This is a genomic window from Streptomyces sp. NBC_01525, from assembly GCF_045040405.1.
Lineage (GTDB): Bacteria > Actinomycetota > Actinomycetes > Streptomycetales > Streptomycetaceae > Streptomyces > Streptomyces benahoarensis.
Window position 1 is genome coordinate 4,913,754 of the sequence record NZ_CP109397.1, and the last position, 13,839, is coordinate 4,927,592.

6 protein-coding genes and 2 pseudogenes are annotated in these 13,839 nt (G+C 74.0%); all 8 read right to left on the reverse strand.

The genetic code is table 11. The features are described from left to right. Positions 1 to 144: 144 nt before the first annotated feature. On the reverse strand, positions 145 to 1,770 hold the full coding sequence (locus OG422_RS22115) for a M4 family metallopeptidase (RefSeq protein ID WP_143939976.1): 1,626 nt from the start codon (positions 1,768 to 1,770) through the stop codon (positions 145 to 147). 298 nt (positions 1,771 to 2,068) lie between these two features. Next, positions 2,069 to 3,733 (reverse strand): annotated as a pseudogene (locus OG422_RS22120) (M4 family metallopeptidase); the annotation flags it as partial. 346 nt (positions 3,734 to 4,079) lie between these two features. Beyond that, positions 4,080 to 6,005 carry an ABC transporter ATP-binding protein gene (locus OG422_RS22125; protein WP_405744695.1) on the reverse strand — a complete coding sequence of 642 codons (1,926 nt, stop codon included), beginning with the start codon at positions 6,003 to 6,005 and terminating at the stop codon, positions 4,080 to 4,082. 14 nt (positions 6,006 to 6,019) lie between these two features. Then, entirely contained in the window at positions 6,020 to 7,885 is a 1,866-nt protein-coding gene (locus OG422_RS22130; protein WP_405744698.1) for an ABC transporter transmembrane domain-containing protein, read from the reverse strand. A 91-nt stretch (positions 7,886 to 7,976) separates the two neighbouring features. Further along, positions 7,977 to 9,353 (reverse strand): methyltransferase, encoded by a 1,377-nt coding sequence (locus OG422_RS22135; RefSeq protein WP_405744700.1) that lies wholly within the window; start codon positions 9,351 to 9,353, stop codon positions 7,977 to 7,979. Positions 9,354 to 9,522: 169 nt separating this feature from the next. Next, positions 9,523 to 9,792: pseudogene (locus tag OG422_RS22140) on the reverse strand (N-acyl homoserine lactonase family protein); the annotation flags it as partial. A gap of 215 nt (positions 9,793 to 10,007) precedes the next feature. Beyond that, positions 10,008 to 11,867, reverse strand: coding sequence for an ABC transporter ATP-binding protein (locus OG422_RS22145; RefSeq protein WP_143944447.1), 1,860 nt, complete (start codon positions 11,865 to 11,867; stop codon positions 10,008 to 10,010). Then, entirely contained in the window at positions 11,864 to 13,768 is a 1,905-nt protein-coding gene (locus OG422_RS22150; protein WP_405744704.1) for an ABC transporter ATP-binding protein, read from the reverse strand. Before OG422_RS22150 ends, OG422_RS22145 begins: the two co-directional genes overlap by 4 nt. Positions 13,769 to 13,839: the final 71 nt, after the last annotated feature.

Here is a 13,839-nt window from a genome sequence, read left to right on the forward strand (position 1 = left end):
GAACGGCGGAACGGCCGGGGAGAGAGTTCCCCGGCCGTTCCGCCGTTCTCGGGGCGCCGACCGCACCCGGGGACACGTCACAGGGGTCCCGGGCGGATCGGCGTGGTGCCGGGCGCCGTGTCGCACGGCGCCCGGCGTGGTGCGTTACTTGACGGCGACGCCGTTCCAGGCGGCCTCGACGCCCTTGACCTCGGCGCTGTCGGCCTTGTACAGGTCGGTGGCGGCCTTGACGGTGGCCTCACGGGCCGCCTTGTAGTCGGTGTTCGAGGTCATGTACTCGCTCAGGGCCTTGAACCAGATCTTCTCGGCCTTGTCCCGGCCGATGCCCTCGACCTTGGAGCCGTCGGCGGTCGGGCTGTCGTACTTGACGCCACCGATCTCCTTGGCGCCGCTGCCCTCGGACAGCAGGTAGAAGAAGTGGTTGGCGACACCCGACGAGTAGTGCGGGTCCAGGCCACCGGTGCTGGAGTCCCAGTTGTCCTGCGACTGACCGTCCTTGGACGGCTTGTCCATGTAGCGCAGCGGCGTGCCGTCACCGTTGATGTCGATCTTCTCGCCGATGAGGTAGTCGCCCGGGTCCTCGGAGTTGTTCGCGTAGAACTCGACCGAGGTGCCGAAGATGTCGGAGGTGCCCTCGTTCAGGCCGCCGGACTCACCGCTGTAGGTGAGGTTGGCGGTGGCGGAGGTGACACCGTGCGACATCTCGTGGGCCGCGACGTCGATGGCGGTCAGCGGGGCCTTGTTGCCCTCGCCGTCGCCGTACGTCATGCAGAAGCAGCTGTCGTCCCAGAAGGCGTTGACGTAGTTGTCGCCGTAGTGGACGCGGGAGAAGGCGCCCTTGCCGTCACCCTTGATGCCGGTGCGGCCGTGCACCTCCTTGTAGTAGTCCCAGGTCAAGGCGGCACCGTAGTGCGCGTCGACGGCGGCGGTCTCCGGGTTGTCCGGCTTGCCGTTGCCCCAGGTGTCGGTGGAGTTGGTGAAGAGCTTGCCGTCGCCGTCCTCGGCGTTCTCCAGGTTTGTGGTCTTGTGACCGCCGCGCTCGCCGTCGGTCAGCGTGAAGTTGCTGCCGTCCTTGGTGGTGCCGAGGTCGACGGTGCCGCTGAACTCGCTCTCGCCCTTGCCGGTACGGATGTCGTCGTACTGGAAGAGCTTCTTGCCGGTGTTGGCGTCGGTGATGACGTGCATCCGGCTCGGGGTGCCGTCCTTCTTCACGCCGTTGACGACGGTGTCGTACGCCAGGACGGGCGAGCCGGAGGCGGCCCAGACGACCTTCTTCGCGGCCTGCGCGCCGGTCTGCTTGGCGCTGATCGACTTGGCGGCGGTGCCGTGCGCGCGCTGCGCGGCGGCGGCCGCGGTGATCTTCGGCGTGAGGGAGGCGACCTTGATGGTCTTCTGGGTCGACTTGGTGGTGCTCTTGATGGAGCCGTCCTTGGCACGGTGCACGACCATGTCGCCACCGAGCACCGGCAGACCGGCGTAGGTGCGGTCGTAGCGGGTGTGGACGGTGCCGTCGGCGTCCTTGATGACGTCCTTGACGACCAGCTGCTCCTGGGCGCCCAGGCCCAGCTCCTTGGCCGTCTGCGCCTTGGCGGCGCTTGCGTCGCGGATCAGCTCGGCGCGGTGCGAGGTGGTGAGGGCGACCGGCGCGCCGCCCTTGGCGGCCGGGGCGGTCGAGGCGCTCGCCGTGGCGGCGACGCCGGCGACGAGGGCCGCGGCGGCGACGACAGCAGTGCCGGTGATGCGGGCCTTGCGGGATATGCGGGGGGTCACGCGTGCTCCTTCAACTTTGCCAAGTGGTGGGGGTGCAAAGCGATGCGGGTGTGACGTGCGTCGGGAACATTGCCATTCCGAACGCGTTCATGTCAGGACGCTGAGAGCAGGTTGGCCGAAATTCGTCGGTAGGGGTGTACGCGCGATCCGCGCAACGGAAACGGGCGCCGCCCCCGGAGGTCCGGAAGCGGCGCCCAATTCGCCGTTTTCGCAGGTGGGTTCCGTGCACCGGTCGGCCTTTCGGCCATGCCACGCCGAGATGACCGGCCGGTGCCGTCACCGGGTCAGGATGTCACTTTCCGGCCGACACCCGGGAGCCGACGTTCACCGCGGCCCAGGTGTTGGCGACCGTGTTGTACGTCGCGCTGCCCTGGCCGAAGAGGTCGGCCGCGGCCTTGAGGGTCGCGGTGCGGGCCGCGGCGTAGTTGGTGGACGAGGTCATGTACTGGCTGAGCGCCTTGAACCAGACCTTCTCGGCGTTCTTCCGGCCGATGCCCGGCACGGACTTCCCGCCGTACGTCGGGCTGTCGTAGTGCACGCCGTTGACGTCCTTCGCGCCGCTGCCCTCGGACAGCAGGTAGAAGAAGTGGTTGGCGACGCCGGACGAGTAGTGCACGTCCTTGTTGCCGACCGTGCTCGACCAGTAGTCGGCCGACGCGCCATCCTTGGAGGGCTTGTCCATGTAGCGCAGCGGCTCGCCGTCGCCGTAGATGTTGATCTTCTCGCCGATGAGGTAGTCGCCCGGGTCCTCGGCGGTGTTGGAGTAGAACTCCACCGCGGTGCCGAAGATGTCGGACGTCGCCTCGTTCAGGCCACCGGACTCACCGCTGTAGATGAGACCGGCGGTCGCGGCGGTGACGCCGTGGGACATCTCGTGCCCGGCGACGTCCAGCGCGGTCAGCGGCGCGGCGTTGCCGCTGCCGTCGCCGTACGTCATGCAGAAGCAGCTGTCGTCCCAGAACGCGTTGACGTAGCTGTTGCCGTAGTGGACGCGGGAGTACGCGGCGACGCCGTCACCGTTGATGCCGGTGCGGCCGTGCACCTCCTTGTAGTAGTCCCAGGTCTCGGCCGCGCCGTAGGCGGCGTCCGCGGCGGCGGTCTCGGCGTTCTGCGGCGTGCCGTTGCCCCAGGTGTCGGTGGAGTTGGTGAAGAGCTTGCCGGTGCCGGACGAGCCGTGGTTGAGGTTGTACGTCTTGTGCCCGCCGCGGCCGCCGTCGGTCAGCGTGTAGGACGATCCGGAGGCGGTGGTGCCCAGGGTGACCTTGCCGCTGTACTCGGTGTTGCCGATGCCGTTCTCGATCCCCTGGTACTGGAAGATCTGCTCACCGGTCGTGGCGTCCGTGATGACGTGCAGCTGGTTGGGGGTGCCGTCCTTCTGGAGCCCGCCGATCACGGTCTCGTACGCCAGCCGCGGGGTGCCGTCGGCGGCCCAGACCACCTTGCGCGGCGCCTTGTCGGCGGCGGCCTTCGATGCGCCCAGGGAGCGGGCGGACGAGAGCGCCTTGGCGGACACGGCGGACGGTGCGACCTTCGCAGTGGTCGTGGCAACCTTCAGCTGCCGGGTCTGCGCCTTGGTGACGCCCTTGACGGCGCCGCCCTTCGCCTCGTGGACGATCAGGTCGCCACCGAAGACCGGCAGGCCGTCCAGGGTCCGCGCGTAGCGGGTGTGGGTGGTGCCGTCGGCGTCCCGGGAGACGTCCTTGACGAGCAGCTTCTCCTGCGCGCCGAGCTTCAGTTCCTTGGCCGTCGCCGCGGTGGCGGCGCCGGCGGCGCGGATCAACTTGCCGCGCTGGGCGGGGGAGAGCTGCGCGGGCAGGGCGCCCGCGACGGGGGCGGCGTGGGGTGCGGCCGGGTGAGGGGTGGCCGCGGTGCCGGTCCCGGTCTGCACGCCGACGGCGAGCATGGCCGTGGCGGCGACGAGGGCTCCGGTTGCGACGGCGCGACGAGGGGGGGTGCGTCTCACACTGACTCCTTCTGCGGGGCTGCGGCAGGGCCGCGGCCGAGGGGGACCGGGCGGCGGAGGGCCGTCCGGGCAGAGCGAGGCAGAACACTTGGAACGTGTGTGGGGGGAGACGGTGCCGACTGCCGCACGGTGGGACTGTGGGGGTCCGTGTGGCGGCTGCCGGGAAGAGTGCCACCGCCGCGAGGTCCTTGTCAGGGCCCCTTCAACTAATTGGCCGGAAACCGTCCGTAGCCCGGAATGCGAGTTCGGAATGCGGACACCGGGAGCGTGTGGACCGCCGGGGTGCAGGCCCAGGTGGTGCGGGGGTGGGCATGGGGCGGCTGGAATACGTGGGTTTGAGGGGTGGTCAGGACCGCGTCGGTTGCCCCGAGGAGTCCCCGTGCCAGGTGCGCCACAGGGCCGCGTAGGCGCCGTCGGCCGCCACGAGGGCGTCATGGGTGCCGAGTTCGGTGATCCGGCCCGCCTCCATGACGGCCACCCGGTCCGCGTCGTGCGCGGTGTGCAGCCGGTGCGCGACGGCGATGACCGTACGGCCCTCCAGTACGGCGGCGAGCGCCCGTTCGGTGCGCCGTGCGGTCCGCGGGTCCAGCAGCGCCGTCGCCTCGTCGAGGATCAGGATGCCGGGGTCGGCCAGCACCACCCGGGCCAGGGAGAGTTGCTGGCTCTGTGCCCCGTCCGGGAGGTGGCCGCCGGGGCCCAGCTCGGTGTCGAGCCCGGACGGCAGCGCCGCCGCCCAGTCCGCACCGACGGCGGCGAGCGCGGCGTGCAGCGCGGCGTCGGCGGCGCCGGGCGCGGCGATCCGCAGGTTCTCCCGGACAGTGCCCAGGAAGACATGGTGTTCCTGGGTGACCAGCACCACCTGACGGCGCAGCTCCTCCGGCGGCAGCGCGGCCACCGGTACCCCGCCGACCGTCACCGTCCCCGCACCCGGCGCCTCGACCCCGGCCAGCAACCGGCCCAGGGTGGACTTCCCGGCCCCGGACGGCCCGACGAGCGCGAGCCGCTCCCCCGGCCGTACCGCCACCTCCACGCCGCGCAACACCTCGTCGCCTGCTCCGCGCGCGTACGCGTAGCGGACGCCGTGGGCCTCGATCCGGCCGCGGGGGGCGGGGGCGGACGGGGCGTCGGGTGTGGCGCCGGGGGCCGGGGACGATGCCGCTTCGGGGGCGGCCGGTTTCCCGTCTGCTCCGGGGGTGCCCGCCTCCGCGTGCCCGCCGGGCCCGACCGCCTCCGTCCCCACGCCCGCCACCCGGGCGAACGCCGCGGCACCGGCCTGGAGTTGCTCCGTACGGAACAGCAGCGTGTCCAGCGGGGCCGACAACTGGCCCAGCAGCACCGCCGCCGACACCACCGCGCCCAGGCTCACCACGCCCGCGTCGTGAAGCGCCCCGCCCGCCGTCAGCGCGGCGGCCACCGGGACCGTGTACGAGAAGTCCACCACCGGGAAGAGCACGCTACGCAGGAACAGCGTGCGCAGCCGGGTGCGGCGGCACCGTTCGATCGCCCGCCGGGCCGCCGCCGCGCGGCTCTCCTCCAGACCGAGCAGGTCGACGGTCCGGGCACCGGCAGCGGTCGCCGCGAGCAGCCCGGCCAGCTCGGACTGGGCCGCGCCCTCGTCGAGATACGCGGCCCGCGCCCGCCGCAGATACCAGCGCACCGCGAACCCGCACCCGGCCAGCCCCAGTGCACATGCCCCGAGCAGCGGATGGAGCACCACCACGGCGCCCAGCAGGAACAGCGCCTGGACCACCGCGACCGACACCTCCGGTGCCGCATCGCGCAGCGTCCCGGCGACCGACGCCACATCCGCCGTGCCACGCGCCGTCAGATCCCCGGTACCGGCCCGCTCCACCACCGCCGGGGGCAGCGCCAGCGCCCGGTCGACGAACCCCTCCCGGACCCGGGCCAGGGCCCGTTCGCCGAAGCGGTGCCCGACGTAGCGCGCGGAGCGGCCCAGCAGCAGCTGGAGCACCGTACCGACCACGATGAGCAGCGTCAGCCGGTCCACCGCGGCGGCGCCACCGCCGCTCCGTACGGTGTCGACGATCCGGCCCAGCAGCCACGGACCGGCCAGCCCCGCGCCCGCGGCGAGCGCGTTGAGCACGAGCATCAGCGCGAAGGCGCGGCCGTCGCGCCGGATCAGCCGGCCGGCCGCGCGCCGGGTTTCCCGGGGGGAGGCGACCGGGAGGGCGGCGTCCGGTGGTGGTGTGGCGTCCGGTGTCGGTGGGGCCGTTGCGGCGGTCTCCTCCGTTGCGGCGGCCTCTTCTGTCACGGTGCCTTTCTCCGTCACGGTGTCTCCTCGGCGACGGGGGCGGGCTGCCCGGGTACCTCGTCCACGGGGGCGCGGCGCGCGGGCAGATCGCCTCCGGGGGCATCCGGGGCGTCCGGCACATCCGGGGCGTCTGGGACGGCCCCGGGCCCGGCAGGGGGTTCGTCGTCCGCGCCCCGCACCACCAGCGCGCGGTACTCCGGGGCGGAGGCGAGCAGTTCGCGATGGGTGCCGACCGCCGCCACCCGCCCGCCGGACAGGTGGTACACGACATCCGCCCGGTCCAGCACCAGCGGTGAGGTGGCGGCGATGACGGTCGTACGGCCCGCCCGGGCGGTGTGCAGCCGGGCCGCGACCGCCGCCTCGGTGTGCGCGTCGACCGCCGACGTCGGCTCCACGGCGAGCAGCACCTCCGGATCCGCCAGCAGTGCCCGGACCAGGCGCAGCCGCTGCCGCTGCCCGCCGGAGAGGTTGCTTCCGTCCGCGTCCAGCCGCGCGTCCAGGCCACCGGGCAGCGCCCGCACGATGTCCTCCGCCGCCGCCGTGTGCAGTGCCCGGGCCACCGCGTCCGCCGGGCGCGCCCGGCGCCCCGAAACGGCCTCGCGCACCGTGCCCGCGAACAGCGCCGCCTCGTTGTCCGCGACCAGGACCCGTTCCCGCAGCCGCGCCACGTCCACCGCGTTCAGCCGCACCGCGCCCCAGGTCGCGGCGGTCCCGGCGACGCCGCCCAGCCGGTCGACCACCGCGGCGGACTCCTCGGGCCGCGCCCCGGCCAGCACCGTCAGCGTCCCGGGCACCACCTCGACGCCGGAGACCGGATCCCGCAGCACGGACGGCACCGGCGGCCCGTCGCCCCCGTCGCTGCTGCCGCCCCGCGCGTCGGGTGCCAGGTCCAGGAACCGCACCACCCGGCGGGCGGCGACCAGCCCCCGGGTCACGTCGTACCCCGCCTCGATGAGGAACGACACCGGCGCCGCCAGCGCCGCCGTGTAGCCGTACACCGCGACCAACTCGCCTACGGAGAGGGCCCCGTCGGCGGCCATCCGGGCCGCGAGCCAGGTGACGGCGGCGAGGAACAGCGCCGGGAGCCCCACGCCCAGCGCCTGGATCCAGCTGGCGTGCGCGCCGACGCGGTACCCCTCGGCGAGCAGCGCCGCCGACTCCCGCCGGTACCGCGCCGCGAACACCTCCTTGCCGCCCAGCCCGCCGAGCACCCGCACCCCGCCGACCAGATCCGCCAGCCGGTCGGCCAGCCCGCTCTGCCGCTCCCGGTAGCGCGCCTCGGCGCCCTCCAGCCGCCTCAGCAACGGCCCCACCAGCACCGCCAGCGCCGGAACCCCCAGCAACACCAGCGCGGCGAGCGCCGGGTCGACCGCCAGCAGCAGCGCCGCCACCACCCCGTACGCGATGACCGCGCCCACCCCCGGGCCGGTCAGCGTCAGCGTCTGGCTGATCACCCCGACGTCCCCGATGCCGATGGTGACCACCTCGCCCGCCGTCACCCGGTGGGGCAGCGACGCCCCCAGCCGCAGCGTCTGGTCGACGACGACCCGCACCGTGCGGAACGTCGCGTCCATCCGTACCCGGGTCATGGTGCGGTGGCGGGCGATGGCGAGGGCGGCGTTGAGCGCACCCATGGCCAGCAGCGCCGCCGTCCAGCCGAGCAGCGGCCCCCGGCGACCCGGCACCAGCCCGTCGTCGAGGGCGCGGGAGAGCAGATACGGCGGCATCATCAGCCCCGTCATCCACAGCGTGCCGAAGGTGGCACCCGCCGCCACCCGGGGCAGCTGGCGACGCGTCAGCCACAGCAGATAGCGCGCGGCGCTCCGGTGGTCGGGCGTCTCCCGCCCCGAACGTGCCGCCGGACGGCCCGAGTTCCCCATGGCCGCACCCTACGGGGCGGCCCCTGGGGCGTGTCTTCCCGGTCTTCGTGGGCCTGTGACGCACGAAGACCGGAAAGACACGCCCCAGGGGTCAGCGGCGGACGGCCCGCAGCAGGACGAACTTCGGGTCGGAGGCGACGACCTCGCAGTTGCCGAAGAGCCGCCGCAGCCGGACGTGGTAGCCGAGGTGGCGGTTGCCGACGACCCACAGCTCACCACCGGGCCGCAGCACGGCGCGCGCACCGCCGAACATCCGCCGGGCCGTCGCATCGGAGGTCGCACGGTGGGTGTGGAACGGCGGATTGTTCACCACGAGGTCCACCGAGCCGGGCGGCAGTCCCGTCAGCGCGTCGCCGACGGTGAACTCTGCCCGCGCCCCGTCCGGCGCGTTCGCCGCGAAGGTGGCGCGCGCGGAGGCCACGGCGGAGAACGACTCGTCGACGAAGACGGTCTCCGCCTCCGGGTTGGCCAGCGCCATCGCGGTGCCGACGACGCCGTTGCCGCAGCCCAGGTCGACGACGCGTTCGGCGCCCCGCCGCGGGGGGAGGTGGCCGAGGAGGAAGCGGGTCCCGATGTCCAGCCGGTCGGCGCAGAAGATCCCGGCGTGGTTGGTGACCGTCCGCCCCGACATCACGCCGACGTCCCCGGGCAGCGCGTAGCTGCGCGGCCAGGAGGGGGCGGCGGGGGCGAGGGCCGGGTCCGGGGTGCAGAAGATCAGCCGCGCCTTGCGGACGGCGAGGGACGTCCGGGTCGGCCCGAGGATCTGCTCGAACAGCTTCAGCGTCGAGGTGTGGATCTCGGAGACCATGCCGGTGCCGACGATCCGGGTACCCGCATGCACCGCGGGCGCCAGCCGACGCAGCTGCTCCTCCAGCAGCGCCAGGCTCTTCGGCACCCGGACCAGCAGCAGATCGATCCGCTCCGGGGGCTCGTCCAGCACCGTCCGCAGTTGTACGGCCCCGTCGGCGACGCCGTTGCGCCGCAGGTTCGCCTCGGTGGCGCGTTGGGTGAGGTAGGAGTCGGTGAGGTGGACGGGGGCGGGCCCGGCTCCGGGTTCGGCTCCGGTTCGGGGCTTGGCCTCGGCTCCGGCGGCCTCGGCTCCGGCGGCCTCGGCTCCGGCGGCCTCGGCTCCGGCGGCCGCGGGCCCGGGCCCGGTTCCGGCTCCGGCCTCGGTATCGGGCCCGGTTCCGGCTCCGGCCAGTGCGGTGGTGAGGGCACCCCAGCGGTCGCCGAGGATGACGGTGGTGCCAGTGCCAGTGCCAGTGCCAGTGCCGGTGCCGGTGCCGGTGCCGGACGGGCCGGGCGGCTCGGGGGCGGCCCCGGTGTCCGGGGCCGCGCCGGTCCCGCTCTCCGCGAGATGGTCCAGCAGATAGGCGTCGGCGGCGTCCCAGGCACGGAGCGGGTCGCGGGGGTCCTCGGGGAAGCGGGTGAGGTCGAACGCACCCCATGACGTCGTGAAACGGTTCATCGTGGATTCAGGCTAGCCGAGGCGCGACGTCGCCGGAGCGGGAGCCGGGCGGGGGCTGGGGTCTGGGGGTGCGGGGTCGGGTGTGGCTTGGCCCGCGCCCCGGGGCGCGGCTCGGCCGGAGGGGCCGGGCTGCGGCGTGGTGCGGGCCAGGGGTGCGGGGCTCGGGGCGGAGAGGGCAGCTCACCACCAGGGCGATGTCCGCCGGGGCGACGCCCGCGTCCGCCAGCGCCTGGGCCAGACCCCGGCGTCGCGGCCGGTGGTGGGCCTCGGTACCGGGGTCGGCGGCACCGATCCCGGTGTCGAAGAGCAGCAGCCCCTCCGGACTACGGACCAGATACGCGAGGACCGGCTCGACCCGTGGCCGCGGCCCGCCCGTCTCCGACGCGGGCCGTACGAAGTACCCCGGATCGAGGCGGCGCACCGCTGTGTCCTCCCTCATCCGGCCATGCTGCCGGAGCACCGCCGCCCGGCCAACGGGCCGTCGGCGACGCGTCGTTCGCCGTACGCGGACAAGCGGCCACCCGGCGCCGGGCGGAGCGAGGCCGACCGGGCCGAAGGCCACCGCCCACGGCCGACCGGCCCGGAGCCGACAGCCCGGCGCCAGGCCGTACCCACCACCCCGATACCGGACGCAGACGAGCCCCACGCCCCGGCTCACCCCACGCTGTCCCGCCATGCCCGGTGCAGGTCGGCGAAGCGGCCGCGGTCGGATATCAGGGTGGCGGGGGTGCCGTCCTCCACGATCCGGCCGTCGGCCATGACCAGCACCCGGTCGGCGATCTCCACCGTCGACAGGCGGTGCGCGATCACCACCGCCGTCCGGCCGCGCAGCACGGTGTCCATGGCACGCTGCACCGCCCGCTCGCCCGGTATGTCCAGCGAGCTGGTCGCCTCGTCCAGGATCAGCACGGCGGGGTCGGCGAGCAGCGCCCGCGCGAAGCCGACCAGCTGCCGCTGGCCCGCGGAGATCCGGCCGCCCCGCTTGCGGACATCGGTGTCGTACCCGTCCGGCAGCGCGGCGATGAAGCCGTGCGCGCCGATCGCCCGGGCGGCGTCCTCGATCTCCGCGCGGGTGGCGTCGGGCCGCCCCAGCGCGATGTTCTCGGCGACCGTCCCGGAGAACAGGAACGCCTCCTGGGTGACCATCACCACGCCCCGGCGCAGCTCGGCCGACGGCAGTTCCCGCAGGTCCACGCCGTCCAGCAGGACCCGGCCCTCGGCCGGGTCGTAGAACCGGGCCAGCAGCTTCGCCAGCGTCGACTTCCCGGCGCCGGTCGAACCGACCACGGCGACCGTCTCGCCCGCGGCCAGCCGCAGGCCGAAGCGGGGCAGCACCTCGCCGCCGGTCCGGTACGCGAACCGCACGTCCTCGAAGACGACCTCCCGCCCGGGCCGCCCGTCGGAGGCCGGGGGCAGCGCCGCCGGGGCGGACGGCTCCGGGACCGACGGGCGCTGGGCCAGCAGACCGGCGATCTTCTCCAGCGAGGCGGCCGCGCCCTGATACGAGTTGAGGAACATCCCGAGCCGGTCGATCGGGTCGTACAGCCGCCGCAGATACAGCACGGCGGCGGCCAGCACGCCCAGCTCCAGACCGCCGGTCGCCACGCGGTAGGAGCTCCACAGCACGATCGCGGCGACCGCGAAGTTGGCCACCAGCCGCGACCCGACGACATACCGGGCCATCTCCAGCAGGGTGTCGCCGTTGACGCCCTCGTGGGTGCGGTTCAGCGCGGCGAACGCGGCGTCGTTGGGCCGCTCGCGGCGGAACGCCTGCACCGGGCGGATGCCGTTGACCGTCTCGGTGAACTTCACGATGACGGCGGCGACCGCCGACGACTTGCTGCTGTACACCCGCAGCGAACGCCGCTGGTAGGAGCGGACCAGCAGCGCCAGCGGCCCGGCGGAGGCGAGCGCCGCGGCACCGGTGCGCCAGTCCAGGTAGAGGAGCATCGCGGTGATCCAGACCGTGGAGAGCACGACGGAGATCAGCTCCTCCAGGCCCTCGTCGAGGAGTTCGCGCAGCGACTCGACGTCCGTGGTGGCGCGCGAGATCAACCGGCCCGAGGTGTACCGCTCGTGGAAGTCGAGGCTGAGTGCCTGCGCGTGCCGGAAGATGCGGCCGCGCAGCTCCAGCAGGACGTCCTGGCTGATCCGGGCCGAGCAGCGGACGAAGAGGTACTTCAGCCCGCCCGACACCACGGCGCACAGTGCGGCCGCGACCGCCACGGTGACCAGCGGGCCGTGGTCCCCGGCGCGCAGCGCGGGCACCGCGCGGTCCAGCGCGAACGCCACGAGCAGCGGCCCGGCCTGCACCGCGGCCTGCTGGAGCAGCAGCATCACGGCCGAGAGCGTCACCCACCGGGCGTGCGGGGCCAGCAGCGACCGCAGCAGCCGCCGCGACGCCCCGGGCGGGGCCGGGAGGACGTCCCGTGCGAAGGCGTCGCCGTCACCGGGCGGCGGTGCGGACGCGGGCGGGTCGGCGGGTACGGCGCCGGGTGCGGGGGCGGTCGTCATCGGGTGCCTCCGGAGGTGCCGCGGGGCCGGGACACCGACCCGGCCGTCACGGGGTCGGTGCCGGACATCAGCCCGGCGTACTCGGCGTTGTCACGCAGCAGTTGGTGGTGGGTGCCGACGGCGGCTATCCGGCCGCCGGAGAGCAGCGCCACCCGGTCGGCCAGCAGGACCGTGGACGGGCGGTGCGCGACGATCAGCGCGGTGGTGGTCGCCAGGACCTGCCGCAGCGCCGCCTCGACCAGCGCCTCGGTGTGGACGTCGAGGGCGGAGAGCGGATCGTCGAGGATCAGGAAACGCGGCCGCCCGGCGACCGCGCGGGCCAGCGCGAGCCGCTGCCGCTGGCCGCCGGAGAGGCTCATGCCCTGCTCCCCGACCTGGGTGTGCGGCCCCTGGGGCAGCGCGGAGACGAAGCCGTCGGCCTGCGCCACCGCCAACGCCCGCCGCAGATCGGCCTCCTGGAGGTCCGCGCCGCCCATCAGGACGTTCTCGGCGACGGTCGCGGAGAACAGCGCCGGCTCCTCGAACGCCACCGACACCAGGCCACGCACCTCGTCCCGGGAGAGCGCAGTGAGGTCGCGGCCGTCCAGGGTGATCCGGCCGCCGGTCGGGTCGTACAGCCGCGGGACCAGCGCCGTGAGCGTCGTCTTCCCGCTGCCCGTGGCCCCCACCAGCGCCATCGTCTCCCCGGACGCGATGCGCAGATCGACCCCGCACAGCGTCGGCGGGGCGTCCCCGGGCGCGTCGGGATAGCGGAACTCGACACCGGAGAAGACGAGACCGCCGGAGTCGTCGGAGCCGGAGCACGGGCCGGAGTCGGAGCACGGGCCGGAGCCGTCCGTGTCGTCGGCGGTGGCCCGCGGCCCGGGGGACGGGTCCGACGCCTCCGCCAACGGTGCGTCCAGCACCTCGAAGTACCGGTCGGCGGCCATCGCCGCCTCGTTGCTCATCGCCAGCAGGAAGCCGATGGAGTCCACCGGCCAGCGCAGTGCGAGCGCCGTCGACAGGAAGGCGACCAGGGTGCCGGCCGAGAGCGCGCCGTCCGCCACCTGGACGGTGCCCAGCACCAGCGCGGCGCCGATCGCCAGCTCCGGCAGCAGGGTGATGAAGCCCCAGATCACCGCAAGCAGCCGGGCCTTGCGCAGCTCGGTGGTGCGCAGGCCATGGGTCAGCCGCCGGAACATCCGGGCCTGGCTGCGGTGGCGGCCGAAGCCCTTCACGATCCGGATGCCGAGGACCGACTCTTCGATCACCGTCGTCAGATCACCGACCTGGTCCAGCGCCCGGCGTGCGGCCAGCGCGTACTTCGCCTCGAAGACCGAGCACAGGATCATCAGCGGCACGACCGGCGCCAGCAGCATCAGCCCCAGCGAGAAACGCTGGGTCAGCAGGATCGCGCAGCCCACGAGGATCGTGGCGCCGTTGACCAGCAGGAACGTCAGAGGGAACGCCAGGAACATCCGGAGCAGCTGGAGGTCGGTGGTGGCGCGGGAGAGCAGCTGGCCCGAGGCCCAGCGGTCGTGGAAGGAGACCGGCAGCCGCTGGAGGCGGGCGTAGAGCCGCTCCCGCAGGGCCGCCTCGACACCCGCCAGCGGCCGCGCGACCAGCCAGCGCCGCAGCCCGAACAGCCCCGCCTCGGCCACCCCGAGGAACAGGAGGAAGCCGCCGCCCAGCCATACGCCGCCGGGCGCGCCCGCGGCGACCGGGCCGTCCACGATCCACTTGAGCACCAACGGGATGACCAGACTGATGCAGGACGCGATGACGGCGACGGCCGCGGCCGTGAACAGCCGCGCCCGCACCGGCCGGACGAACGGCCACAGGCGCAGCAGCGACCGCACGGCGGAGTGCCGTGGGGGCTCGGAGGACGGTGGACGGGCGGGTGTGCTCGCGGTGGCATCCATCACAGGCGAGAGTAAGGGCGGCCACTGACAACGCTCATGTGCTTTTCCCGCCGCACCGCCCCGGCCGAACC